This window comes from Kocuria tytonis (genome assembly GCF_003226895.2).
In the GTDB taxonomy this organism is placed as follows: domain Bacteria; phylum Actinomycetota; class Actinomycetes; order Actinomycetales; family Micrococcaceae; genus Kocuria; species Kocuria tytonis.
Genome location: NZ_PNJG02000001.1, coordinates 377,883 through 403,414, shown reverse-complemented (window position 1 = coordinate 403,414; position 25,532 = coordinate 377,883). Strand labels below are relative to the sequence as shown.

The following is a 25,532-nucleotide window of genomic DNA, read 5'->3' as shown; positions in this document are numbered from 1 at the left end:
TGACTGACCTCCCGTGCGCCGGCTCGCGCGGCCCCGCCGTGCGTCTCGACCGCTGCAGCACGGGCGACCGCCACTCGCCGGGCGAGCGGGTGCGGGCGGGGCCCTCAGTCCTCGAACAGGATGACCTGGCGCACGGCACGGCCGTCCGCGAGCCGGTCGAAGCTCTCGTTGATCTCGGACAGGGACACCCGCTCGGAGATCAGCTCCGCGATGGGAAGCTTCCCCTCCCGCCACAGCTGCAGGTACACGGGGATGTCTCGCGCGGGCACGGCGGAGCCCAGGTAGGAGCCCACGATCGTGCGGGCCTCCGCCGTGAGTCCCAGGGGCGCGATGGTGGAGCGCGCCTCGGGGGAGGGCAGGCCCACCGTGACCGTGGTGCCACCGGGCGCGGTGGCCGCGACCGCCGTCTCGAACGCCTTCGGGTGACCCGCGGCCTCGATCACCACGGCCGCCCTCACCCCGTTCTCCGCGAGTTCCTCGGGGGTGTAGACCTGCGCGGCCCCGAGCTCCGTGGCGCGGGTCAGTTTCTCGGGATTGGCGTCCACTCCGATGACCGGCCCCTTCTCGAGGGACAGCGCGGTCAGCAGGGCCGCCATGCCCACACCGCCCAGGCCCACGACCAGCACCGTGTCCCCGTCCGCGGGGCGCCCGGCGTTGATCACCGCGCCGCCACCCGTGAGCACCGCGCACCCCACCACGGCCGCGATCTCCGGGGGGACGTCCGCACCCACGGGCACCACGGACTGCCGGTTCACCACCGCGTGGGAGGCGAAACCCGAGACGCCCACGTGGTGGTGGACGTCCTGCCCGCCGCGGTGCAGCCGCAGGGTGGAACCGGGCAGCAGGCCCGCGTTGTTGGTCTCGGTGCCCGGGGCGCACGGCAGCTTGCCGTCCGTGGCGCAGTTCTCGCACTGCTCGCAGCGGGGCAGGAACACGGTGGTCACCTGGTCGCCGGGGGCCACGTCCGTGACGCCCTCGCCCACCTGCTCCACGATCCCCGAGGCCTCGTGGCCCAGCACCATGGGCATGGGACGCGGCCGGTTGCCGTCCACCACCGAGAGGTCCGAGTGGCAGACACCGGCCGCCCGCACCCGGATCAGCAGTTCGCCCGGTCCGGGACCGGCGAGCTCGAGCTCCTGGACGGACAGCGGGCGGGATTCGGCGTACGGCCGGGGCAGGCCGATCTCGTCGAGTACGGCGGCGGTGATCTTCACGGCGACTCCTTCGTCACGGGTGCGGGCCGGTGCGGCCCGGGTCACGATCGGTGCTGGGCCTCGAGGGCGTCCAGCAGGGCGTCCTCCTCGTCCTCGTTGCTCGGCGCGGAGGAGGCCCGCGTGCGCTTGGGGCGGTAGAGGGACTTCAGGTGCGCGGGCATGTCGTCGGCCATCTGCAGCTGGCGGATCACGAGGGACTCGTCCATGTCCCCGATGTAGTTGCCCTCGGCGTCGTAGTAGCGCGCGAGCCGGCGCTCCACCTCCGCGGCGTAGGCGCGGTCCCACTCCTCGTTCTTCACGTGCTGACGAGCGGAGTAGGCGTAGGCCACGAACACCAGCACCGCGAAGGCGTACCACTGCATGGAGTAGGACAGGTGCGGGCCGTACGCCACCTCGGGCCGTTCACCGGCCTGCGGGGTGCTCGCGGCGGCGGGGTCCTCGGACAACAGTTCGCCGTAGCCCCCCGTGGCCAGCTGCTCCCCCCACCGGTCCGTGAGGGCCGGCAGGTCGATCGACGCCGCCTGCCCCTCGGGGGCGCCGCGGTCCACGATGCCCTCGGAGGGCTTCAGCCGCGCGGTCACGGTCACCGTTCCCGCGGGTGGCGCGGGGACCTCGGAGGGCATCCCGTTGGCGGAGTTGTCCGTGGGGATCCAGCCGCGGTCCACGGCCACCACCGTGCCGTCGTTCGTGCGCAGCGGCACCAGGACGTCGTAGCCCACCCGGCCGTCGTGCGGGCGGTTGCGGATCAGCACCGTGTCCTCGGGCATGTACGTTCCCCGCAGCTCCACGGGGTGCCAGGTCCTGGCGTCGTCGTAGTGCTCGAACAGCGGCAGGCCCTCGGACTCCCGGTAGGCGGGGGCGTCGTAGTTGCCGGTGATCTTGGCGTTCTCCGCCACCAGGTGGTCGTTGCGGGACATCTGCCACTGCGCGAGGTAGAGGCACACCACGGCCGCGGCGCAGGCCAGCAGGAACCAGCCGATCCACGCGGGGGAGCCCAGGAACCTGTACTTCTTCATCGCGGCCACCGTTCCGTCCCCGCGGGACCGACGCCGCCCGCGGCGCCGCTCGCGCCGGGCGCGTCGCCGGTTCCGTGGGGCGCGGCATCGCACGAGCCCCGTGAGGTGTCGTCGGGTGTTCCGAGGGTCGCGGCGTGTGCGACGGCGTCGGGCACGGGTGTTGCCCCGCCGGAGGTGTCCTTCCGCGCGGGCATGTCCCGGAACCGGTCCACGGACTTCAGGAACCCGCGCTGGCCCAGGAAGTCCGCGAGGTGCTCCCGGTGCTCGTCGCACGCGAGCCACGTCTTGCGGCGTGCGGGGGTGTGGATCCGGGGGTTGTTCCACGCGAGGCTCCACCGCGCGGGAGCGCGGCAGCCGCGTCGGGAGCACACCGCGGGCGGTGCGGTGCCCGCGTCGGGGGAGGCGGCGGCGTCGGCGGAGTGCGGGGGACCCTGGGGGTCCAGTGAGCCGAGCAGATCGAATTCCACCGTGTGATGTTCCTCCCGGGATTGTGCGGTGAGCTCTGGGGGTGCGGGGTGTGGTGCCGTGCTAGTTCCGGCGCGTGGCCGTGGGACGCGGTGCGGGCAGTGCGCGGGGCCCGCTGTGCACCGTGTACTCCGCGTCCATGACCACGGACTCCGGGTCCACCGGGCGGTCCTGCGTCTCCGCCGCGGTGGGCAGCTCCGTGAGCGTGGGCGGGCGGTAGACGGAAGCGGTGCGCTCGGAGCGGTCCGCGCCGCGGTTGGCGAGCATGACCGCGAACCATGGGAGCAGGGCCGCGCCGAGGATCAGCAGGATGCGCACCCAGAGGTTGTCGATGAGAACCACACCGATGATGCACACCACGCGCAGCGCCATCTGGGCGGAGTAGATCTTCATGCGGTGCGCCATGTCCGTGGTGTGCGGATCCGCCGCCGAGGTGATGGAGTGCACCTCGGTGGAGTCGTGCGTCTGGTGCTGGGAACGTGTGATGGGAACCGGTCCTTCGGCGAGTGTCCTGGGGGTCTTCCCCGAGAATTCACGCTGCCGTCACTGAAAGGGAGCGTGCTGACCATTGTGGCACCGTTGTGGGCCGGCCCCAAGTGGGGGGGGAGCCTGCAGATCGGGTGCCGGTTAGGATGCTGTGACGTCCCGATCACCGGACGCGATGCCCCACCGCGCCCGCCCTCCACGGAAGGTTCCACCATGTCTGAACAACGCTCAGCCGCACGCACCGTGCTCGTCACGGGAGGCAACCGCGGCATCGGCCGCGCCATCGCCGAGACGTTCGTGGCCGCGGGGGACAACGTGGTGGTCACCTCGCGCTCCGGCGACGACGGGCCCGAGGGCGCCCACACCGTGCGGGCGGACGTCACCGACTCCGCCTCCGTGGACGCCGCGTTCAAGGAGGTCGAGGCGATGTTCGGTCCCGTGGAGGTGCTCGTGGCGAACGCCGGCATCACCAAGGACGCGCTGCTGGTGCGCATGAAGGAGGCGGACTTCCAGGACGTCGTCGACACCAACCTCACCGGGGCGTTCCGCGTGGTCCAGCGTGCCACCAAGGGGTTCATGCGCCTGAAGCGCGGTCGTGTGATCTTCATCTCCTCCGTGGTGGGCTACACCGGTGCGCCCGGTCAGACGAACTATGCGGCGTCGAAGGCCGGCCTGATCGGGATGGCGCGCGCAATCACCCGTGAGCTCGGTTCCCGCGGTGTCACCGCGAACGTGGTGGCCCCCGGGTACATCACCACCGCCATGACGGAGCAGCTGCCCGAGGACGTCACGGACAACTACCTCTCCATGATCCCCGCGCACCGCTTCGGCCGGACCCAGGAGGTCGCGGCGGCCGTGCAGTACCTGGCCTCCGACGCCGCCGGATACGTCTCCGGCGCTATCATCCCCGTGGACGGTGGACTGGGAGTGGGTCACTGACCTCCCACCCCGTGTTCCGCAATCGCACCCTCGAAGGAGTTACCGCATGAGTTCAGTTGCCGGCAAGACCGTGGTCATCACGGGATCATCGCGAGGGGTGGGCGCGGACACCGCCAAGATCCTCGCCGGCGAGGGTGCCAGTGTGGTGATCAACTACCGCCAGAAGGCTCCCCGGGCCAACAAGGTGGTCAAGGAGATCACGGAGGCCGGTGGGCGGGCCATCGCGGTCCAGGCGGACATCACGGACGCCGAGTCCCGCCGTGGACTGTTCCAGGCCGCCGTCTCCGAGTTCGGCGGAGTGGACGTGCTCATTCTCAACGCTTCCGGTGGCATGGAGACGGAGCTGGGGGAGGGCTACGCGCTCAAGCTCAACCGGGATGCCCAGAACGACACCCTCACCGAGGCGCTGCAGGTGCTTCCCGAGGGCGGCCGCGTGGTGTTCGTCACGAGCCACCAGGCCCACTTCATCAACGAGGTGGAGACCATGTCCGAGTACGAGGCCGTGGCCCGGTCCAAGCGCGCCGGCGAGGACACCCTCACCGCACGCGTTCCGGAGCTCGCCGAGAAGGGCGTGAGCTTCGTGGTGGTCTCCGCGGACATGATCGAGGGCACCGTGACCGCCACGCTGCTCAACCGTGCCCGCCCCGGAGCCCTGGACGAGCGCCGCGCGGCCGCCGGGAAGCTCTACACGGTCAACGAGTTCGCGCGGGAGATCGCCCGGATGGTCACCGCGGACGTGGCGACCGGTCACGTGGAGCTCGTGGGCGGCGCGGAGGACTTCCTGTCCCAGGGCGGCAAGTAGCTCTCGTGGCGCCGGGCACCGGCACGCGGGCGACGTCGCACGGCACGCTCCGTGGGGCGGCACCCGCAGCCGGTTCGAACGGCCCACGCAACTGTGGTAGGTTTCTTGTCGTTGCCACGGGCCATGGCGGTTGATCTCAGGAGGAACCGCAGGGTTCGATACACCTGCGCGGGTGGCGGAATAGGCAGACGCGCTAGCTTGAGGTGCTAGTCCTCGTATTAGAGGGTGGGGGTTCAAGTCCCCCCTCGCGCACAATAGGGCCCCTGGTCAGGGGCAGGAGAAAGGCCCCGGTGTTGACACCGGGGCCTTTGTCGTGGGCGCAGACCCTGCCGCGGCCGCCGCGACGCGTCGGCTCAGGGGGAGCTCAGGGGGAGGAGCTGCTGCTCGGGGAGACGGTCCCCTCGCGAGGAGTCTCGTCCGGGGTGGGGATCGTGGAGAGCGTGATGGCACTCCTGATGATGAAGAACAAGACGATGACGAGCACGAGTGCCCCCGCGACGATCAGCGCGGTGCGTCGGCTCATCCGTCCTTTCGGCGCAGGGGTGTTGCGGTCGTTGTTCATGAATCTCCTTGGGATGTCGGGTTCACTCGGTCTGTGGGGACACTCGGCGGGGTTCTCACGCAGGTGACCGTGTCCGCGCTCCTGGGCCATCCATCGGAACGGTTGCTCTCGAGATCCGCCAGCCGCTTCGTGAGGTTGCGATCCCCCGCGTGCGCCCGCCGGGCGAGTGCCTCACGAGCGAGGTGGCCGGCCTCATGCTTCCGGGCCGCCACGACGTCGCTGCTCGTCCGCACGGAATCAACCTCTCCACTGCCGGGGGAAGCGGCCGGGAGGACCGCAACACATACGTCCACCACTTTATGACGGTCCCACCCTATCCAAGCGGCCACCGGAAACGTGCATGCGGGCACCCGATCGTCGGCGCGGGTCCTGGCGGTGGACCCGCGAGCCGTCGGGCGGTCTTTGTGCGCCCCGCGGGGTGGCCGATACACTGCGGCCATGCCCCAACACTGTGCCGTCGTCGCTTTCGCCGTGTCCCCGGACGAGGACGCCACGCAGGCCGTCCTGGACCTCGTGACGGACGCGGGCGGCGTCGTCGGCTCCCACAACTGGGTGCGCGTCACGGGGACCGCCTCCGACGACCGCGCGGCGGACGTGGAGGGGTACAACGCCCTGACCGTGCACGTGGAGACCGAGGACCCGCAGCGGCTGCGCACCGCGCTGCGCCCGGACCCGCACCGGCAGCTGGTGCCCGGCATGGATCTGAACGTGGTGGACGCCCGCTGGACGGAGCACTCCCGCAGGAAGCTCGTGGTCACGGACGTGGACTCCACGCTCATCCGTCAGGAGGTCATCGAGCTGCTGGCCGCCCACGCGGGGCGCGAGGCGGAGGTGGCCGCGGTGACGGAGCGTGCGATGCGCGGGGAGATCGACTTCGAGCGGTCCCTGCGGGAGCGCGTGGCCGTGCTGGAGGGCCTGCCCGAGACCGTGATCGGCGACGTCGCCAGGGCCGTGCGGCTCTCCCCGGGTGCCCAGACGCTCGTGCAGACGCTGCTGCGCGAGGGGCACGCCGTGGCCGCGGTCTCCGGGGGGTTCCGGCAGGTGCTGGAACCGCTGGCCGCGACCCTGGAGCTCACGCGGATGGCCGCCAACACCCTCGAGGTGGTGGACGGGCGGCTCACGGGCCGGGTCACCGGGCAGGTCGTGGACCGCGCGGTGAAGGCGGAGCTCTTGGGGCAGTGGGCCCGGGAGCTGGACGTGGCCCCGGAGGACGTGATGGTCGTGGGCGACGGTGCCAACGACATCGACATGGTCCGCGCCGCGGGACTGTCCGTGGCATACCGTGCCAAGCCGGCGCTGCGCGAGATCGCGGACACGCAGCTGAACATCCCCAACCTGGACGCGCTGCGCTTCTTCGTGGGGCTGTGACCGGACGGCACGCCCACCCTGCGCGCCGTGCCCGTCCCTCGCGGCGAGGACCCGGTGGTGACCCAGCGCGGACCCGACGGTGCCCCCGGCGGAGATCTCATACCCGCGAAGTCCGCACCCGGTGCGCCGGACCGCTGAGCGGCTGGTCCGGGGCACTAGAGTTGCCGTCATGAGCTCAGTTCTTGAATTGGTTGACGTCACGGTGGTCCGCGGAGAGAAAACGCTGCTGGACGCCGTGAACTGGACCGTGCAGGACGGCGAGCGCTGGGTGATCCTGGGCCCCAACGGTGCGGGGAAGTCCACCCTGCTGTCGATCGCGGCGGCCCGGCTGCACCCCACCCGCGGCATGGTGGACATCCTGGACGAGATCCTGGGTGCGGTGGACGTGTTCGAGCTGCGTCCGCGGATCGGCGTGAGCTCCGCCCCGCTCGCGGGTCAGATCCCGCACGCGGAGTCCGTGGCGGACGTGATCCTCACCGCGGCCTACGGGGTCACCGGGCGCTGGCGCGAGGAGTACGACGACGCCGACGTCCAGCGCGCGGAGGAGCTGCTCACCGCGTGGGGCCTCGCCACGCTGCGGGACCGCAGGTACGGCACCCTGTCCGAGGGTGAGCGCAAGCGGGTGCTGATCGCCCGTGCCCTGATGACGGATCCGGAGCTGCTGCTGCTGGACGAGCCCGCCGCCGGTCTGGACGTGGGCGGCCGCGAGAAGCTCGTGCAGCGTCTGGACGAGCTCGCCCGGGACGAGGCGTCCCCGGCCATGGTCATGGTGACCCACCACCTCGAGGAGGTCCCGGACGGCTTCAGCCACGCGTTGCTGCTGCGGGAGGGCCGGATCGTGGCCGCGGGCCCCGTGGGCCGGGTGATGACCCAGAAGAACCTGTCCGAGACGTTCGACATGCCCCTGAAGCTCGTCAAGGTCGGCGACCGCTACGCGGCCTTCGCCCGCTGAGCCGCGCTCGTGATCGATCTCTCCGCGGCCCTGCCCACCGGGCTCCTGGACGTGGGCGGCGCCACCGGCTTCGAGTGGTGGCAGGTCGCCCTGATCCTGCTGGCCGGACTCTGGGCCGGTGCCATCAACACCATCGTGGGCTCCGGCACCCTGGTGACGTTCCCCGTGCTCGTGACCCTGGGCGTACCCCCGGTCACGGCGTCCATGTCCAACGCGATGGGCCTGATCGCCGGCAATCTCACCGGTGCGTGGAGCTACCGCAGCGAGCTGCGCGGCCTCAGACGCACGATGCTCAAGCTGCTGCCGTGCTCGATCGCGGGCGGGATCATTGGTGCCGCGCTGCTGCTGCACCTGCCCGAGGAGGTCTTCGGGATCGCCGCGCCCTTCCTGATCGTGGTCGCGCTGCTGTTCGTGGTGTTCCAGCCCCGGCTGCAGGCCGCGGTGCGCGAGCGCAAGGAGCGCCAGGCCCGGGCGTCCGACGCCGCCGTCCCCGGGCAGGAGGGCACGGCGGCACCGCAGCAGTCCGACGGGTCCCCGCAGCCCGCGGTGCTGTACGTGCTGGTGTTCCTGGCCGGGATCTACGGGGGATACTTCGTGGCGGCGCAGGGCGTGCTGCTCGTGGGTGTGCTGGGCGTGTTCCTGCTGGCCCCGCTGCAGTCCGCGAACGCCGTGAAGAACGCGCTCGTGGCCGCGGTGAACATCGTGGCCGCCCTGTCCTACGTGCTGCTCGCCTTCGACCGGATCAACTGGTGGGTGGTGCTGTTCATCGCCCTGAGCTCCACCGTGGGTTCGTGGCTGGGCGCGAAGATCGGCAAGCGGATGTCCCCGGTGGTGCTGCGCACCGTGATCGTGGTCCTGGGACTGGTGGCCCTGGCGAACATGGTCTCCAAGCTGTTCTGAGGCGACCCGCCGTGCCGGGTGGGACGTGGACCTCGGCAACGGCGCCGCGTCGGCCTGCACACGGGGGCCCACCCGCCCGCCGCCCACGCACCGGCCACGGGGACCGGTGGGGCGCCGGTACTGATCCCCACCCCACCGACCCGACGACCCAGGAGGACCCGTGACCTCACCCGCTCCGCTACCCGAGCGCGTCGTGCGTCTCACCGACCCCGCCGATCCGCGCGTGGCCGACTACACGAGCCTCACGGACGTGTCCCTGCGCCGGAAGCTGGAACCCGAGCGCGGGCTGTACCTCGCGGAGTCCTCCAAGGTGCTGCGCCGGGCCCTGGACGCGGGGCACCGGCCCCGCTCGTTCTTCATGGCCGAGAAGTGGCTGGACGGACTCACCGACGTGCTGGAGCGCTTCGACGTCCCCGTGTACGTGGGCTCGGACGAGGTGCTGGAGCGGATCACGGGCTTCCACCTGCACCGCGGGGCCATGGCGGCAATGCACCGCCCGGAGCCGCTGCCCCTGGAAGCGGTGCTCGCGAGCGCCCGGCGGGTGGCGATCCTCGAGGACATCGTGGACCACACCAACGTGGGCGCGATCTTCCGCTCGGCCGCGGCCCTGGACGTCGACGCCGTCCTGGTCACCCCGCGCTGCGCGGACCCGCTGTACCGGCGTGCGGTGCGGGTGTCCATGGGGACCGTGTTCCAGGTCCCCTGGGTGCGCCTGGAGCACTGGACCGCGGACCTGCAGCGCGTGAAGGACGCCGGGTTCCTCACCGCGGCCCTGGCCCTGAGCACGGACGCCGTGACCGTGGACGCCCTGGCCGCCGAGCGTCCCGAGAAGCTCGCCCTGATCCTGGGGACCGAGGGCCAGGGCCTGGGCGCGGCCACCCTGCACCACGCGGACCGGCACGTGGTGATCCCCATGAGCCACGGGGTGGACTCGCTCAACGTGGCCGCCGCGAGCGCGGTGGCGTTCTGGGAGACGCGGCCGCGCTAAGCAGGGGCCCCACCTGCGGGACGGGAGTCGGCGGCGTCGCCCCCCGGTGCCGGTGGACAGACCGAAGGGCGGCTCCCGCGCGGGGAGCCGCCCTTCGGTCTGTCAGGTGAGTGGCATCGCGGGGAACGCTCAGCGCATGGTCCACGTCCCGCGCTGGGGGGTCCAGTGCGCGGTCACGCCGTTCGAGAAGCGCTGCTGCACCTCACCGCCCGCGCGGTACTCGTCCGTGGCGGGCCAGCCCCACCCGCGTTCGAGCCCGGCTCGCTTCCAGGCCCCGCCGATCGCGCCGGTCTCCTTCACGGCGTGGGCGCCCGTGGCGGGGCTCCACAGCACCTTGGTCTCGGACGTACCCTTGCGGTGCACCTGGTAGGCGCCGCCCCTGACGCGGGCTTCGTCGGTCTTGGGGTAGCCGTAGCCGCGTTCCCGGCCGCCGGCGATGAACTTCCTGCCCACCAGGGTGGCGTTCTCCACGATGTGGGCGCCGGTGGCCCTGCTCCAGTAGATGGTGACCTTCCGGCCGTCCTTGACGAACTCCTGGTAGCGGCCGCCGTTGGCGGCATCCGCCTCGTTCGTCACAGGGTTGCCCCACCGGGCCGCACCCCCGGTCTCACGCCACTTGGCGGCAATGCCCCCGGTGACGGTGAAGCTGACGGGCGCCACGGCGCGCACCGCGGCCGCGGGGTCCAGGTTCAGGGACCCGAGCCGACCACTCGCGGTGGACTTGAGCAGCTGCTCCACGCGGGCGGGGGTGATCGCAGGATCCCGCTGCTTCATCAGGGCCACGGTCCCGGCGACGAGCGGGGTGGCCATGGACGTGCCGTACATGTTGCCGTAGGTGCCGCCGGTGGGAGTGGTGGTTCCGGCGTTCACGGTGGAGAGCATGGGGAACTGGTCCGTTCCCCCGGGGGCGAGGACGTCCACCACGGCGCCGGTGTTGGAGTAGCTCGCCGTGGTGCCCGTGTTGCTGGACGCGCCCACCACGATGGTGTTCTCGCAGTTGGCCGGTGCGGTGCCCCCGGCGTTGACCGAGGAGTTCCCGGCCGCGACCACCACGGGCACGCGGCGGTTGACGGCGGCGTTGATCGCGTTCTGCATGGTCGGCCCGCACTGGCCCGGGTAGTTCAGGGACAGGTTGACCACGGAGGAGGGGTTGGGGTTGGCGGGTTCGCCCGCAACCGGTGCCCCGGCGGCCCAGGCCACGCCGTCGGCGATGTCCGAGACCCACCCGTTGGTGCACTTGCCGAGCACGCGCACGGGTTGGATCTTGGCGCCGGGAGCAGCTCCCGCGATGCCGGCGCCGTTCTGGCTGACGCCCGCGGCCAGGCCCGCCACGTGCGTGCCGTGCCACGAGGAGTTCCGGGCGGCGGGGGAGCACTCCCCGGCCGCGCTCCAGTCGCCCTCGTCCCGCGGGTTCGCGTCGCGGTAGTTGCCGTCCCGGGAGAGGTCCGTGTCGGCGATGAAATCGCGTCCGGGGACCATCTTGGAGTTCAGGTCCGCGTGGGAGGTGATCCCGGTGTCGAGCACCGCGATGGTCTGCCCGTTGCCGCGGGAGAGGTCCCACGCGCTCGTGAAGCTCACCCCGCCCTGGTTGGGCCACAGGCTCCACTGGAAGTTGGTATACGTGTCGTTCGGGACCCAGGACACGGACGCCAGGCGGTCCGCCTCGGCGTACTCCACGGTGGGATCCGCCCGGAGCTCGGAGACCAGCTTCTGCTGCTCGCCCTCGTCCAGCTCGCGGTCCAGCCGGAGCACGTCCGCCCGGGACGCCGTGGTCTTCACGCGGTCCTCGACCTCGGGGGTCCGGGCGCCGGCGAGCGCGTCCTGCGCGGCGGCGTCGACCGCCTTCTCCTTGGCGGCCTCCGGGGCCGCGGTGTCCTTGAACTTCACGATGACGCGGTCGGTCCCGGTGGGCGGGTCGGCGGGCGCCGTGGTGGCGGGGGCGTCCGGAGCCGAGGTCGGCTGCGTCGTGGTCGGCTGCGCCGTTGCCGGGTGGGCACCGAGGACCAGGGCGGCGGTCACCGCCAGCGGCAGGGCCGCGCGCGAGGCGCGCGTGAGGGAGTGGGGGAACAGCATGGGTGGGGGAACCTTTCGGTGGCCGCGACGCCCAAGGGGGTGGCGTCAGGCCGTGGGGGGGATGAGCCAGGTACATCCTATGGGGCAGGTCACGAAATGGTGACGAGGCCGCCCGCGTCGCCGGGAAAAGGTGCGGGCGGTTCCCGGATGCGCCGCCAGCGGGGTCCGAACCCGGTGGCCTGCGCTTCCCACCCTCCCCAAGCGCGTGCCCCCACACCCTACATCCGCGTTCCGCAGGCCCCCCAGTGCCGTGGATGCCCGCGGACATGAGAACGCCCGGCCCACCCAAGGGGTGGACCGGGCGTTCGGAGGGGGAGCCGCTCCTACTTGGAGGACTTCCCGAAGTTCGCGAAGCGCTGGTTGAAGCGCTCCACACGGCCGGCGGAGTCCATGATGCGCTGCTTGCCCGTGTAGAACGGGTGGGACTCGGAGGAGATCTCGACCTCGATGATCGGGTACTCGTTGCCGTCCTCCCACGTCTCCGTCTTGGAGGAGGTGGCGGTGGAACGAGTCAGCACGACCTTGCCGGAGGCGAGGTCGCGGAAGAGAACCGGGTGGTAGTCCGGGTGGATGTCAGCCTTCATGGTGTCAACCTTCTGTCGGTGCCTGGATTTTGCCAGGCACGGCGTTGCTCGGATGCGGTGTGCTCGTGGTGAGCGCACCAGCGCACCATGGTACGCCTCGATTCCGGTGCGGTCGATCCGCGACTGCTACCCCCGTTAGGCTGAGCGGGTGACGACATCCCCCCGCCGTCCGGATCCCGCCGTCCCCCGCCCCCCGGTGTCGACGCCGCGCGGACACGCCTGCCGGATTCCCGCGGCAGCCCCGCATTCCCGTGGGCGGGCGGCACGCCGCTTCTTCCCCGTCCTCGCCGTCGTCCTGCTGTGGGTCACCGGTTGCGCGGCGCCTCCCGGGACATCGGATGCCCCGGTCCCCTCGGGCCCCGTACCGGGGGTGGCGCGCAATGTGCCGTTGTACGCGGTGGATCCGGGCGACGTCGCGGACGCGCGGAACCTGCCCCCGCTCTACCCGGGCAGCGCTCCCAGGCCGGGGGATCCCACCACCACCGTGAGCGTGGCGCGGGCCGATCCCGGGGCGGCGCGCCACCGCCAGGGTGCCGTGGGGCTCTCCCTGGAGTCCTCGGACCTGGCGGACCACCGGCTGAGCGTGGAGAACGCGGACCTGGTGACCATCCTGGACGCGCTGCACGGCCCCACCCTGCGCTTCGGCGGCAACTCCACCGACCGTCGGATGTTCTTCACCGCCCGGGACGAGGCGGTGCCCACGGACTGGCGGCTCCCGGAGGGGCAGCGGATCACCCGGGTCACCCCGGGGGACCTCACCCGGGTGGCCGCACTGGCCGAGCGCACGAACGCGTCCGTGATCCTCAGCGCGGACCTGGCCCACAACGATCCCGACCGGGCGGGTGAGTTGGCCCGCGCGGCGAACGACGCCCTCGGTGACCGGCTGGTGGGCCTGATGATCGGCAACGAACCCAACGGCTACCAGCAGGGTGCGGACAACCCGCTCACCGTGGAGGGCCCCGGCTGGGACCCCCGCGCCTACTCGCGCCGCCTGGGGGCGTACACCGCCGCCGTGCACCGTGAGGTGCCCCGCCTGCCGATCGTGGCGCCGGGCGCGTACTCCGCACCGTGGTGGAACGCCGCGGCGGACACGCCCGGCGCGGACCCGATGGCCCTCGCGGTGCACGAGTACCCACTGTCCGAGTGCCGTTCCCGGTGGCCGCACCAGCGCCCCACCGTGGCCAACGCGGCGGCGGCCGGCACCCGCGCGCGCGTCGACTCTTTCCTGGGCGAGGCGCACGCCGCGGCCCGGCCCCCCGATGCACCCCTGTGGATCACAGAAACCTCGCTGTCGGCGTGCGCCGGGTCCAACGAGATCACCGAGACCCTGGCGGGTGCCGTCTACCAGGCGGACTACGCGCTGCGCGCCCAGCAGCTCGGCGCGCAGCGCGTGGCGGTGCACTCGTCCCTGGCCCCGTGCCACGGGGGCCCGCCCATGTCACCGCTGTGCTCGGACGGCACCCCGGCGGAACCCGGGCAGCGGTTCGGAGTGCGCGCCAACGGTCTGGCGCTGGCCCTGATCGCAAGCATCCCTGACGGCACGGTGAGCCGGGCGCGGACGGGAGCCGAGGACCTCACGGGATTCGCAGTGGCCCACCCGGACGGCAGCACCTCCCTGGTGCTCTCGGACTTCCGCGATCCCGGGGGTGCAGGCCCGCGCACCACCACCGTGCGGCTGCCTCGAGCCGCGCACCGGGTCACACAGGCCCAGCTGCGCGCCCGGTCCTGGCAGGGGACCTACCCCGTGGCCGCTCTCTTCGAGCGCCCGGACCGCGCAGGGCAGTCCGCGAGCGCCGGCGGGGGAGCGGAGTCGTCGTACCCCGGGGACCCGCACGTGGCACTGAGCGTCGAGGCGGGATTGCGCGGGGTGGGCGACGACGCCGCGGGCGTGGACGGCCACGGACTGCCGATCGCGCCCCCGCAGCACCGCCCCGCCGTGGCCGGGGTGCGCGCCGGGGCCGCGTCCTTCGCGGTCTCGCTGCCCGCAGGATCCACCACGGTGCTTACCATCGAGGCGGAACACGACACGGCCCGGCCGGGCACCGCCGCGGACCCCACCGGCCGCGGCACACCGGCCCGCCGACAGGAGCCGGGCGTCCCCGTCCGGACCACGACACGCAGCGGAGGTCGATGAATGAGCACGTCACGCGCACATGGCGAGTACAAGGTCCAGGGCGGGAAACTGGTGGTCGCGGACTTCACCGTGACCGACCACCGCCTCACCGAGGTCTCGATCAACGGGGACTTCTTCCTGGAACCGGACGAGACGCTCGCGGACATCAACGCCGCGCTGAGCGGGCTGCCGGAGGACACCGAGCCCGCCGCCATGCAGCAGCGGATCGAGGCCGCCCTGCCCAGGGACGCCGTGCTCTTCGGCTTCGACTCCCGCGCCGTGGTGATCGCGGTCCGCCGGGCCCTGGCGAAGGCCACCAGCTGGGCGGACCACGAGTGGGAGGTCATCCCCGCCCAGGTGCGCCCCACCCTGGAGAACCTGGCCCTGGACGAGGTGCTGGCCCGCGAGGTGGGCGCCGGACACCGCCCGCCCACGCTGCGCTTCTGGGACTGGGACGAACCCGCCGTGGTCATCGGATCCTTCCAGTCCGTGGGCAACGAGGTGGACGCCGAGGGCGCCCGCCGCCACGGTGTGCAGGTGGTCCGGCGGGTCTCCGGGGGCGGTGCCATGTTCATGGAGGCCGGCAACTGCATTACCTATTCGCTGTACGTGCCGCAGACCCTCGTGGACGGGATGAGTTTTGCGGACTCCTACCCGTTCCTGGACGCCTGGGTCATGCAGGGTTTCGCCGAGCTGGGCGTCGAGGCGTTCTACGTGCCCCTCAACGACATCGCCACGCCCCAGGGCAAGATCGGCGGGGCCGCGCAGAAGCGCTTCGTCAACGGCGGGATGGTGCACCACGTGACCATGAGCTACGACATCGACGCCGAGAAGATGACGGACGTGCTGCGGATCGGCAAGGAGAAGCTCTCGGACAAGGGGATCCGCTCAGCGAAGAAGCGGGTGGACCCGCTGCGGCGCCAGACGGGCATGGCCCGCCAGGACGTCATCGCCGCTCTGGCGCGCACGTTCACGGACCGCTACGCGGCCCGGGTTGGTAAGGTCTCAGACAGCGAACTCGCCGCGGCGCGGCACCTGGTGGAGCACAAGTTCGGCACCGAGCAGTGGATCCAGCGGGTGCCGTGAGTAGTATGTGCGAAAGCAACCGGTGACCCCGCGGTTCCGCCCCACCCCCGGGGGTGAGCAGTGTGCCCCGGGGCCGGGTCGGGAACGGCGTCCGGTGAGTGTCGCACGATTCGTAACCCCCCAGCCCCGGAGTGCCACGTGTCCCTGAACCAGAACGAGTTCCCCGAAGAACGCCCCCGCCCCCGGAAGAGCCACACCGGGCGCAACATCCTCCTGGTCCTGCTGGCGCTCGTGCTGGTCGTCGCGGTGGCCGCCGGCCTGTTCGTGTGGAACCTCGGCAGGAACTTCGACCGTGGCGCCAGCTCCCTGGGGGATGCGTTCCCCGAGGAGTCCAGCCGGCCGGCCAAGGGCTCCGCGGAGGACAGCGGCACCACGGTGCTGCTGCTGGGCTCGGACAAGCGCCCCGACGGTGTGGACCCGGACGTCACCGGCACCCGCGCGGACTCCATCATGCTGGTGCACATCCCCGAGGACGGCGGCCAGATGTACGTCATGTCCATCATGCGGGACACGTGGGTGAACATCCCCGGGGTGGGGGAGGCCAAGATCAACGCGGCCCTGGACCAGGGCGGGATGCCCAAGATGGTCAGCACCATCGAGGAGAACTTCGACACCCGCGTGGACGAGGTGGCCCTGGTGGACTTCGCCGGCTTCGAGGGCCTCACCGACGCCCTGGGTGGTGTCACCGTGGACGTGCCCGTGGCCTTCACCACCAAGGAGGGCGAGCACTACGACGCCGGCCCACAGCAGATGGACGGTAAGCGCGCCCTGACCTTCGTGCGCGAGCGCTACGCGTTCGACGACGGCGACTACCAGCGCGTGCGCGATCAGCGGATCTACCTGCAGGCCATGATCGACAAGCTGGTCAGCGCCGGCACCGTGACGAATCCCGTGAAGCTCAACGAGGTGGTCAAGCAGATCTCCCCCTACCTCACGGTCAGCGAGGGCCTGACGTCCGGGTGGATCGCGCAGCAGGCCCCCAAGCTCGTGGGGCTGAGCAGCGGCGACATCCACATGTTCACCGTGCCCAACAAGGGCGTGGGGACCTCCGCGGACGGCCAGTCGATCATCGTGGCGGACGAGGCGGCCATGAAGGCCATCGGCAAGGCCATCTCGGACGGCACCCTGGACCAGTACGCGAAGTCGGTGCCCCGGCAAAGCCAGTGACGCGCAGGCGCCCGGGTGGGTGACCGCCCGGGCGCCGTTCTCACCGGGCCCCGCCCCCGCGGCCGTGCTCCCGGTTCTCCACCACCCACCTCGTGACCCCCCCCACGCGAGAGGCCCATGAACACCACAGCCCCCACTGCGGATCCAGCAGCCCAGGACCCCTCCCGGTACCCGTTGAGCGTGCTGCTCCTGGCCAGCTCGTACTGGCCGGAGCACTCCCCGCCGCAGCGCCGGTGGTACTCCCTGGTCAGCCACCTGCGTGAGCGGGGGTGGGGCGTGTCCGTGGTGTGCCCCGTGGCGCACTACGGACCGGGTCCTGATTTCTCCGACGCCACCCGTGGACGTCCGTGGCGGCGCCAGCCCGGGTTCCTGGGGGAGCGCATCCACCGCGTTCCGTACCTGTTCGTGGGGGACCACCGGGTGGGCAAACTGCTGGACCAGCTGGTGAGCGCCGCGGGCTCCGTGGTGGCGGGGTGCTTCACGGGCCGTCAGGACGTGGTGGTGGTGACGGCGCCGTCCCTGCCGCTGCTGGCCTCGGCCCTGGTGGTGGCCAGGGCGAAGGGCATCCCCCTGGTCGTGGAGATGCGGGACGCGTGGCCGAACCTCGCGGAGGACGCCTCCCTGGTGCGCGGGGGCTCGAGGTCCATGGTCAACCGGGCCGTGGTGCTCGTGCAGAACCGGGCTGATCTGGTGGTCACCGTGACGCAGGGCTTCGCGCGCACGCTGCGCGAGCGCGGCGTGCGCCACGTCGTGACCGTGCGCAACGGGATTCTGCTGGAGCGCACCCCCGAGCTCCCCCCGCCACCGGCGCGCCGGGACGTGCTGCGTGTGCTCTACCTGGGCAACCACGGGGAGTCCCAGTCCCTGGACCGGCTGATTCGCGCAGCCCACCTGGCGGGCGACGCGGTGGAGCTGACCATGGTGGGCCACGGCAGTCAGAAGCCCGCGCTGCAGCGCCTGGCGGCGTCCATGGGCGCGAACGTGCGCTTCCTGCCCCCGGAGTACCGCGAGCGCGTGTTCGAGCGCTACCGCGAGGCGGACTCCGTGGTGATCTCCCTGCGCGACGACTGGAAGTCCTTCGAGGACACCATTCCCTCCAAGACCTACGAAGTGCTCGCGGTGGGCCGGCACATCACGGCCGTGGTCCGCGGTGAGGCCGCGCACGTGCTCGCGGACGCGGGGGAGGGGGACATCGTCCCCGCGGACCCCGCCACGATCGCCGCGCTGTGGCGCGAGCTCGCGGCAGACCGCTCCCGGCTGCTCACCCACGGCTCCGGGCGGGAGTGGGTGCGGCACAACGCGGACTACGCAGACCTGGCCGGGCAGTACGACCAGCACCTGCGCGCAACCGTGCGCGAGCACTCCCGGGCCTGCGGCGTGGGGGTGCTCCCGCGCGCGGCCCGGACCGCGGCGGCCGTGTCCCGCGCGTGGCGTGCCCACCGCGCCCCGGAGTCCTCATCCGCACGCCACGATGCCCCCGGGCCGTCCGCGGTCGGCAAGGCGGCCCGCGCGTGGGCCGCCGGGCGCCGCCCGGCAGACACCGCGCCGGCACCCGGTTCCACGGCACCCGAGCGGGCCAGGTCGTGACGGGCCCGGTTCCCGCCGCCGCACGGCGACCGCGCGAACTCGCGGTGAACGCGTGGCTCACCGCCACCACGGCCGCCCACCACATCAGCGACGACCCCGTGGTGTTCTGCCTGCAGGTCTCCCGACGCCTCCCGCGCCGCTGGGTGGCCCCCGCGGCCCGTCTCGCCGCACACGCCCCCGGTGCGCGCTCGCTGCCGGTTCGAGCAACGGCTCTGCACGTCCTGGGCCACGACGACGCCGCCCGCGCACTGCTGCACGCGGCCCTCGCGGACTCCACCCCCGGCATCCGCCCCGCCACCTCGCCGTCGAGCACCGCGGTCCTGCGACGCGGGGCGGAAGTCGCCCTGGCCCTGGGGGACGCAGAACTCGCCGCCCGGCTCCTGGACCCGCTGCCGCAACCCACCCCGGGGGCATCGGCCACCCGTGCCCGGCTCGCATGGCACCACGGTGACGTGGACGGCGCCGTCGCAGGGCTGCAGGAGGCCGTGCGCCGAGGGAGCGGGACCCGCGGAGAACGCGCCCTGCTGGGCCGCCTGAGCGCGGAGCAGGACCTGCTGGGGGACTTCACCCCGCACCTGGACCCCGTGCCCGGGTACCGCCCCCGCGGGCGCACGATGCTCTGCGCGGTGACCAACTCCCTGCCCCACACCGCGAGCGGCTACGCCCAGCGCACCCACTCGTACCTCGCGGCCCTGCGAGTGCGGGGGTGGGACATCCACGCCGTCACCCGCCCCGGCTACCCCGTGCAGGTGGGCAGGATCCTCGCCCGCCACACCGACACCGTGGACGGCATCCCCTACCACCGCATCCTGCCCGCCCGCCTGGCCCCCACCGCCACGGGACGCGCCCAGCAGCACGCCGAGGCCCTGCTCCGCCTCGCCCTGACCACCCGCCCCGCCGTGCTGCACACCACCAGCCACTACGTGAACGCGCTCGCCGTGCGCGCCGTGGCCGAGGCCCTCGGCATCCCCTGGGTCTACGAGGTGCGCGGCCTGCTCGCGGACACCTGGGCCGCCACCCGTGGGCCCGCAGCCCTCGCCTCATCCCGGTACCAGCGCTTCCAGCGCCGTGAGGCCCGGGCACTCACCGCGGCGGACCGCGCCGTGACCCTCGGGGCCGCCATGGCCCAGCGCCTCGCCGAGCTCACCGCCGAGCACTGCCCGGACACCCCCACCCCGCGTGTGGGCCTCGCCCCCAACGGCGTGGGAGAGGACTACCTGCGCGCCGCGCCCACCCGGGACCGGGCCCGCGCCACCCTCGGACTGGACCCGGAGCACTTCCTGATCGGCACCGTCACCTCCGTGGTCGACTACGAGGGCCTCGACGACCTGCTGCGCGCCGCCGCCCTGCTGCGGCCCTCCGTCCCTGCCCTGCGCGTGCGCATCGTGGGTGACGGCGTGGCCCGTCCCGGACTCGAGCACCTCGCACGGGAGCTGGGCATCGCCGACATCGTGACCTTCACCGGCCGCGTGGACCGCTCCGACGCCCCCCTCCACACCGCCGCACTCAACGCCTTCGTCATCCCCCGCAAGGACCGCACCGTCACCCGCGCCGTCACCCCCCTCAAACCCGTGGAGGCCATGGCCGCCGGCACCACCGTGGTGGCCAGCGACCTCCCCGCCCTGCGAGAGTCCGTGCGCCACGACACCACCGGGCTGCTCACGCCTCCCGAAGACCCCGCGGCGCTCGCAGCCACCGTGCTGCGCCTGGTCACCCACCCCGACGACGCCGCCCGGCTGGCCCGCGCGGGCCGGCAGTGGGCGCGGGCGCACCGCACGTGGGACGCGGTCGCCCGGGACGCGGACGCGCGATACTGTGAACTGGTTCGAGATGCCCCCATGACAGCCCACGACGTCGAGGAGAGCCCCGCATGACGAGCACCGCCGCCGAGCTGCCGGGCTCTTCGCCCTCTCCGGGCGGCGCGAAGAACGCCCGCGGGGCCGATCACACCGGGGGCGCCACCACCGTGGAGTTCTTCGACCCCTCGGCCATGCAGGCCGTGGGTGCCCGCCCGCCCCTGCGCCGCTATCTCCGGGACCTCTGGGGATCACGGCACTTCATCGTGTACGACGCCCGGGTGCGCCTGGCCGTGAGCCAGGACCACACCCTGCTGGGCAAGGCGTGGCTCGTGCTCAACCCCGTGATGCTGGGCTTCACGTTCTACGTGATCTTCGGGCTGCTGCTGCACACCGGGCGCGGGATCGAGAACTTCGTGGCGTTCATCGTGCTGGGCCTGACCATGTTCCAGTACACCTCCCGCTCCGTGGTGGCGGTGTCCCGCTCCATGGCAACGGGCAAGGCGCTCGTGCGGGGGTTCATGTTCCCCCGGGCCGCGCTGACCCTGTCGATCGTGGTGCGGGACGCACTCAGCCAGGCCGTGGCGCTCGTGTCCATCCTGGTGTTCCTGCTGCTGATCCCGCCGGTCGAGCCCATTTCCTGGACGTGGCTGCTGCTGATCCCCGTGCTCGTGCTCCAGACCGCGTTCAACTGGGGGTTCGGCATGCTGCTGGCCCCGGCCGTGCACAGGGTCCCGGACCTCGCCAACGTCCTCTCGTTCTTCATGCGGCTGTGGATGTACTCCTCGGGCATCTTCTACGACCCGTCCCGGTTCGTGAGTGACGAGCGGGTCCTGGCACTGTTCCACTTCAATCCCCTGTACCAGGTGCTCGCCATGAGCCGTGACCTGGTGCTGCGCGGCCAGCTGCCCTCCTGGTCGTCCTGGGCGGTGCTCACGGGCGCCGCACTGCTCGTGCTGGTCGTGGGCTTCCTGGTGTTCTGGCGCAACGAGGAGAGTTACGCGGATGAACGCTGACACCCCGCGCGCGGCCCACGCCGCGGACGTGCCCCCGGACCGCGAACCCGGCGGTGCCGCCTCTCGCCGCGCGAGCGGCGGCGCGCCCAGGAAACGCGGACGGCGGCGCGCGGCGTAGAACCCCCGCACCCCGTGGGACGCCCGCGGTGCCGCTCAGTCAGAGGACGCGGAACGCACCCCCGCAGCACCGCACCCCGCCGTGGTGATCGACCGCGTGAGCATGGTCTACAACGTCACCTCCACCGGTGGAAGGGACGAGGTCCCCGTGCCCGCACCGGTGCGGTGGGCACGCAGAGCCCTGGGCCGCCCCCCGGTGGTGCGCAACCGCGCGGTGAACGACGTGACGCTCGCGGTGCACCAGGGAGAGTTCGTGGGTTTCATCGGCCGCAACGGATCGGGCAAGTCCACGCTGATGAACATCGTGGCCGGGCAGATGAACCCCACCTCCGGCCGCGTCCACGCCACGGATACTCCCGTGAAGCTGGGTGTGAACGTGTCGCTGGTGCCCGCCCTGTCCGGGGAGAAGAACATTCGGCTGGGCTGTCTGGCGCAGGGGATGGATCCCCGGCTGGTGGACGAGGTCCTGCCCGAGCTCGTGGAGGTCGCCGCTCTGGGGAAGGCCATCCACTGGCCCATGAAGGCCTACTCCTCGGGCATGGCGGCACGCCTGCGGTTCGCGGTGGCCACCGCCACGGACCCGCACATCCTGATCCTGGACGAGGCGCTGTCCACCGGGGACGCCCAGTTCCGGGACCGCGGCCAGGCCCGCATGGCGCAGATCCGGGAGCAGGCGGGGTGCGTTCTTTTCGTGTCCCACTCCATGGCGGAGGTGCGCCAGATGTGCACCCGCGTGGTGTGGCTGGACCAGGGGGACCTGGTCATGGACGGGGACCCCGAGCACGTGACCCGTGAGTACGAGGCGTTCATGAAGGAGCTGGCCGCCGGGAACAACCGGGCCGCGGAACGGATCAAGGAGCAGCTGATGAACGATCTGGTGCGCACCGAGCTGCGTGAGGTGCACGCATGAGCCGCCGTGTACCGCTCGGTGACCTGCGCACCCAGCTGTGGCACCTGCGCCACGGGGGAGTGGCTCAGTGGCGCACGCACAGGCGGCGGGCGAGCCTGCCCGCGGGGCCTGCCGCGAGCGCCGTCGTCACCGACCCTGCAGCGGCCGGCTCCCACCAGCCGCCCGCCCGGGAAGGCAACCGGGTGACGTTCGCCGCCCAGGAGTGGCCCGAGCGCGAGCCCGTGCGCGCGGACATCACCGCCGCCGTGGTCCTGGACGACTTCTCCCTGCGGGCCTTCCACTACGAGTGGAACCAGGTGGAGCTTTCCCGGGAGAACTGGCGCGAGGAACTGGCTGTCCAGCCCGTGGACCTGCTGCTCGTGGAGTCCGCGTGGCACGGGAACCACGACCAGTGGCAGTACCAGTTCACCGGGACCTCCGGGGTGAAGGAACCCGTGCGGGAGCTCGTGGCGCACTGCCGTGAGCGCGGCATCCCCACGGTGTTCTGGAACAAGGAGGATCCGCCGCACTACGACGACTTCCTGGAGTGCGCGCGGCTGTTCGACGTGGTCTTCACCACGGACGTGAACAAAATCCCGGACTACCACCGGGACCTCGGCCACGACCGCGTGGGCGTGCTCCCGTTCGCCGCCCAGCCGGCCGTTCACAGCCCCGCCCGTCCCAAGAGCGGGTTCCACACCCGGGACGTGGCGTTCGGCGGCATGTACTTCGCCCACAAGTTTCCCGAGCGCCGGGAACAGATGGACCTGCTGCTGGGGGGCGCCCACGACATCTCCCCGAAGCTCGGCACCGGGCTGGAGATCTTCTCCCGCTACCTGGGCCACGACGAGCGCTACCAGTTCCCCGCCCCGCTGGACGGCCACGTCGTCGGTTCCCTGGACTACGAGCAGATGCTCACGGCCTACCGCGCGTACAAGGTCTTCCTCAACGTGAACTCCGTGGTGGACTCACCGTCCATGTGCGCCCGGCGGATCTTCGAGATCACCGCGTGCGGCACGACGGTGGTCTCCACCCCGTCCGAGGCGGTGCGCCGGTACTTCACCCAGGACCAGCTCTCCGTGGTGGCGGACCGCCGGCACGCCGCGGACGTCATCCGCGCGCTCGTGCGCAGCCCCGAGCTCGCGGACCGCATGGTCCACCGTGCCCAGCGTGAGATCTGGGCGAAGCACACCTACACCCACCGGGTGGAGACCGTGCTGGAGCGCGCGGCCCCGCACCTGGCCCGGGCCCGCACGCGGCCCACCGTCACCGTACTGCTGTGCACCAACCGCCCGCACCGTGTGCCGTCCGCGCTGCGGGGGATCGCCGCGCAGCGGAACGTCCAGCTGGACGTGGTGCTCGTGGCCCACGGGTTCGACCCCGCGGCACCCGAGGTGGACGACGCCGTCCGCGCATCCGGCCTGCGGGTCACCACCGTCACGGCGGACGCCTCGCTCACGCTGGGGGAGTGCCTGAACCTCGCCGTGGCGCACGCCACCGGGGACGTGCTCTCCAAGATGGACGACGACGACCACTACGCCCCCCGCTACCTCGCGGACCTGCTGGACGCACTCTCCTATGCGAACGCGGACGTGGTGGGCAAGCAGGCGCACTACATGCACGTGGAGTCCCAGGACGCCACGCTGCTTCGCTTCCCCTGGCGCGAGCACCGCTACACGGACTTCGTGATGGGACCCACCATCACCGGGTACCGCCACGTGTTCCACCAGATCCCGTTCCAGCGCCGCAGCACGGGGGAGGACACCTCGTTCCTCGCCGCCGTGCGCCACGCCGGGTACACCATCTACTCCGCGGACCGCTTCAACTTCGTCCAGTTCCGGGGCGCGCACGGCCACACGTGGCAGGTTTCCGACGCCGCCGCGCTCGCCGCGGGCGACGTGGTCCTTTTCGGGGACAACCGCGGGCATGTGACGGTATGATCCTGGGAGAAAACAGGCATTTGCAATGGAGAAATCAAGGCGGCCCGTCCTGGGCGGGCCGTCGAACGCGTGAGGTGCACACATGAGTGAGTCGTTGGAAGTCGTGTTCGTGGGGCTGGGCTACATCGGTCTTCCCACCGCCGTGGTGATGGCGAACCACGGTGTGCGGGTCCACGGAGTGGACGTCAACGCCTCCGCGGTGGAGCGCATCCAGCGCGGTGAGGTGACCATCGTGGAGCCCGGGCTCGAGGCGGAGCTGAAGAAGGCCGTGGACAGCGGCCGGCTCACCGCCACCACCGAGATGCAGCACGGGGACGCGTACGTGATCGCGGTGCCCACGCCGTTCAAGGAGAACTACGAGGGGGACCTCTCCTACATCATGTCCGCCGCGGAGTCGATCGCCCCGCAGCTGCGCGGTGACGAGACCGTGATCCTGGAGTCCACCTCACCGCCGCGCACCACCCAGAAGCTCGCGGCCAAGGTCATGGAGCTGCGTCCGGACCTCTCCCTGGACGGGGAGGACGGCAAGCCCGTGGTCCACTTCGCGTACTGCCCGGAACGGATCCTGCCGGGCAAGGCCCTGGAGGAGCTGATCACCAACGACCGTGTGATCGGCGGCAGCACTCCCGAGGCCGCCCGCCGCGCCCGCGAGGTCTACGCGTCCTTCTGCCAGGGGGAGCTGCTGACCACCAACGACGTCACCGCGGAGATGGCCAAGCTCACGGAGAACTCCTTCCGGGATGTGAACATCGCGTTCGCCAACGAGCTGTCCCTCATTGCGGACAAGCTGGGCATCGACGTGTGGGAGCTCATCGAGCTGGCCAACCACCACCCGCGCGTGAACATCCTGCAGCCGGGCCCCGGTGTGGGCGGGCACTGCATCGCCGTGGATCCCTGGTTCATCGTCTCCACGGACCCCGAGAACTCGCGCCTGATCCGGACCGCGCGTGAGGTCAACGACGGCAAGCCGACATGGGTCATCTCCAAGGTGGAGGAGGCCTGCTCCCACGTGGAGTCCCCGGTGATCGCCACCCTCGGTCTTGCGTTCAAGGCGAACATCGACGACCTGCGGGAGTCTCCGGCCATGAACATCACCAAGGACCTGGCGCAGCACGTGAGCCACGCGACCATATTGGCGGTGGAGCCCAATGTGAGCGAGCTGCCCAAGGGCCTGCAGGGTCTGGCCAATGTGGAGTTCGCCGAGTACCAGGACGCCATCGAGCGCGCGGACGTGGTGCTTCTGCTCGTGGACCATGACGAGTTCAAGGGACTGCCCGCCACCGCACTGAAGGGCAAGGCCGTGGTGGACACTAAGGGTCTTTGGCGCTGAGCTCCGTCCCCATCGGCGTCGGTACACCCTTGCCGGCGTCCTTGATACAAGCCGTACCGAGGCAGCATAGTTTCATCCCCCCATCCGGGCGCGGCCAGGTGCCCACTCCCTCCTCCAGGAGTTGTCTCCATGTATCCCGACG

General features: G+C 71.6%; 22 protein-coding genes and 1 tRNA gene. 16 read left to right on the top strand and 7 right to left on the bottom strand.

Going from position 1 to position 25,532, the window contains the following annotated elements:
* Positions 1-104: 104 nt before the first annotated feature.
* The 4 genes from C1C97_RS01845 to C1C97_RS01830 form a co-directional block, all read right to left on the bottom strand.
* Positions 105-1,214, bottom strand: a complete 1,110-nt coding sequence (locus C1C97_RS01845; RefSeq protein WP_121029828.1) for an alcohol dehydrogenase catalytic domain-containing protein — start codon at positions 1,212-1,214, stop codon at positions 105-107.
* Between the two features lie 41 nt (positions 1,215-1,255).
* Positions 1,256-2,230: an SURF1 family cytochrome oxidase biogenesis protein gene (locus C1C97_RS01840; protein ID WP_121030481.1), complete on the bottom strand. Its 975-nt coding sequence runs from the start codon at positions 2,228-2,230 to the stop codon at positions 1,256-1,258.
* Positions 2,227-2,697, bottom strand: a complete 471-nt coding sequence (locus C1C97_RS12690; protein ID WP_325048931.1) for a hypothetical protein — start codon at positions 2,695-2,697, stop codon at positions 2,227-2,229. Before C1C97_RS12690 ends, C1C97_RS01840 begins: the two co-directional genes overlap by 4 nt.
* A 61-nt stretch (positions 2,698-2,758) precedes the next feature.
* Positions 2,759-3,142, bottom strand: a complete 384-nt coding sequence (locus tag C1C97_RS01830) for a DUF3099 domain-containing protein (RefSeq protein ID WP_233542658.1) — start codon at positions 3,140-3,142, stop codon at positions 2,759-2,761.
* A gap of 252 nt (positions 3,143-3,394) precedes the next feature.
* Here C1C97_RS01830 and fabG point away from each other — a divergent pair, with 252 nt between their 5' ends.
* The 3 genes from fabG to C1C97_RS01815 all read left to right on the top strand — a co-directional run bounded on the left by fabG (position 3,395) and on the right by C1C97_RS01815 (position 5,174).
* Entirely contained in the window at positions 3,395-4,120 is a 726-nt protein-coding gene (gene fabG, locus C1C97_RS01825; protein WP_121029826.1) for a 3-oxoacyl-ACP reductase FabG, read from the top strand.
* 46 nt (positions 4,121-4,166) lie between these two features.
* On the top strand, positions 4,167-4,922 hold the full coding sequence (locus C1C97_RS01820; RefSeq protein WP_121029825.1) for an SDR family oxidoreductase: 756 nt from the start codon (positions 4,167-4,169) through the stop codon (positions 4,920-4,922).
* A 166-nt stretch (positions 4,923-5,088) separates the two neighbouring features.
* Positions 5,089-5,174 (top strand) — tRNA-Leu (locus C1C97_RS01815).
* A gap of 112 nt (positions 5,175-5,286) precedes the next feature.
* Here C1C97_RS01815 and C1C97_RS12295 read toward each other — a convergent pair.
* Positions 5,287-5,445 (bottom strand): hypothetical protein, encoded by a 159-nt coding sequence (locus C1C97_RS12295; RefSeq protein WP_158591118.1) that lies wholly within the window; start codon positions 5,443-5,445, stop codon positions 5,287-5,289.
* A 477-nt stretch (positions 5,446-5,922) separates the two neighbouring features.
* Here C1C97_RS12295 and serB point away from each other — a divergent pair, with 477 nt between their 5' ends.
* From serB to C1C97_RS01795, 4 genes are all read left to right on the top strand, one after another.
* Positions 5,923-6,852 (top strand): phosphoserine phosphatase SerB, encoded by a 930-nt coding sequence (gene serB, locus C1C97_RS01810; RefSeq protein ID WP_110920420.1) that lies wholly within the window; start codon positions 5,923-5,925, stop codon positions 6,850-6,852.
* A gap of 169 nt (positions 6,853-7,021) precedes the next feature.
* The gene (locus C1C97_RS01805; RefSeq protein ID WP_110920419.1) at positions 7,022-7,804 is read left to right on the top strand and encodes an ABC transporter ATP-binding protein; all 783 of its coding nucleotides are present in this window, start codon (positions 7,022-7,024) and stop codon (positions 7,802-7,804) included.
* A gap of 9 nt (positions 7,805-7,813) precedes the next feature.
* The gene (locus C1C97_RS01800; protein WP_121029824.1) at positions 7,814-8,704 is read left to right on the top strand and encodes a sulfite exporter TauE/SafE family protein; all 891 of its coding nucleotides are present in this window, start codon (positions 7,814-7,816) and stop codon (positions 8,702-8,704) included.
* A 160-nt stretch (positions 8,705-8,864) separates the two neighbouring features.
* A complete protein-coding gene (locus C1C97_RS01795; RefSeq protein WP_121029823.1) occupies positions 8,865-9,692 on the top strand; it encodes a TrmH family RNA methyltransferase in 828 nt (275 codons plus the stop codon).
* A gap of 129 nt (positions 9,693-9,821) precedes the next feature.
* Here the strand turns inward: C1C97_RS01795 and C1C97_RS01790 are convergent, their stop codons facing one another.
* Together C1C97_RS01790 and C1C97_RS01785 are read right to left on the bottom strand one after the other, a co-directional pair.
* A complete protein-coding gene (locus C1C97_RS01790) occupies positions 9,822-11,765 on the bottom strand; it encodes a S8 family serine peptidase (RefSeq protein WP_121029822.1) in 1,944 nt (647 codons plus the stop codon).
* A gap of 323 nt (positions 11,766-12,088) precedes the next feature.
* Positions 12,089-12,349, bottom strand: a complete 261-nt coding sequence (locus C1C97_RS01785) for a type B 50S ribosomal protein L31 (RefSeq protein WP_055083062.1) — start codon at positions 12,347-12,349, stop codon at positions 12,089-12,091.
* A gap of 382 nt (positions 12,350-12,731) precedes the next feature.
* On the opposite strand from C1C97_RS01785, the gene C1C97_RS01780 reads away from it, so the two are divergent.
* From C1C97_RS01780 to wecC, 9 genes are all read left to right on the top strand, one after another.
* Positions 12,732-14,483 (top strand): hypothetical protein, encoded by a 1,752-nt coding sequence (locus tag C1C97_RS01780; protein ID WP_147406037.1) that lies wholly within the window; start codon positions 12,732-12,734, stop codon positions 14,481-14,483.
* A complete protein-coding gene (locus C1C97_RS01775; RefSeq protein ID WP_121029820.1) occupies positions 14,484-15,548 on the top strand; it encodes a lipoate--protein ligase family protein in 1,065 nt (354 codons plus the stop codon).
* A gap of 138 nt (positions 15,549-15,686) precedes the next feature.
* Positions 15,687-16,715 (top strand): LCP family protein, encoded by a 1,029-nt coding sequence (locus C1C97_RS01770; RefSeq protein WP_121029819.1) that lies wholly within the window; start codon positions 15,687-15,689, stop codon positions 16,713-16,715.
* Between the two features lie 117 nt (positions 16,716-16,832).
* A complete protein-coding gene (locus C1C97_RS01765; protein WP_121029818.1) occupies positions 16,833-18,302 on the top strand; it encodes a glycosyltransferase family 4 protein in 1,470 nt (489 codons plus the stop codon).
* Positions 18,299-20,176 carry a glycosyltransferase family 4 protein gene (locus tag C1C97_RS01760; protein ID WP_199712152.1) on the top strand — a complete coding sequence of 626 codons (1,878 nt, stop codon included), beginning with the start codon at positions 18,299-18,301 and terminating at the stop codon, positions 20,174-20,176. Before C1C97_RS01765 ends, C1C97_RS01760 begins: the two co-directional genes overlap by 4 nt.
* The gene (locus C1C97_RS01755) at positions 20,173-21,114 is read left to right on the top strand and encodes an ABC transporter permease (protein ID WP_233542657.1); all 942 of its coding nucleotides are present in this window, start codon (positions 20,173-20,175) and stop codon (positions 21,112-21,114) included. The genes C1C97_RS01760 and C1C97_RS01755 overlap by 4 nt, the downstream gene beginning before the upstream one ends.
* Before the next feature lie 220 nt (positions 21,115-21,334).
* Positions 21,335-22,141, top strand: coding sequence for an ABC transporter ATP-binding protein (locus tag C1C97_RS01750; RefSeq protein WP_233542758.1), 807 nt, complete (start codon positions 21,335-21,337; stop codon positions 22,139-22,141).
* Positions 22,138-24,060, top strand: coding sequence for a glycosyltransferase family protein (locus C1C97_RS01745; RefSeq protein ID WP_121029816.1), 1,923 nt, complete (start codon positions 22,138-22,140; stop codon positions 24,058-24,060). Before C1C97_RS01750 ends, C1C97_RS01745 begins: the two co-directional genes overlap by 4 nt.
* Before the next feature lie 82 nt (positions 24,061-24,142).
* The gene (wecC, locus tag C1C97_RS01740; RefSeq protein ID WP_121029815.1) at positions 24,143-25,390 is read left to right on the top strand and encodes a UDP-N-acetyl-D-mannosamine dehydrogenase; all 1,248 of its coding nucleotides are present in this window, start codon (positions 24,143-24,145) and stop codon (positions 25,388-25,390) included.
* Positions 25,391-25,532: the final 142 nt, after the last annotated feature.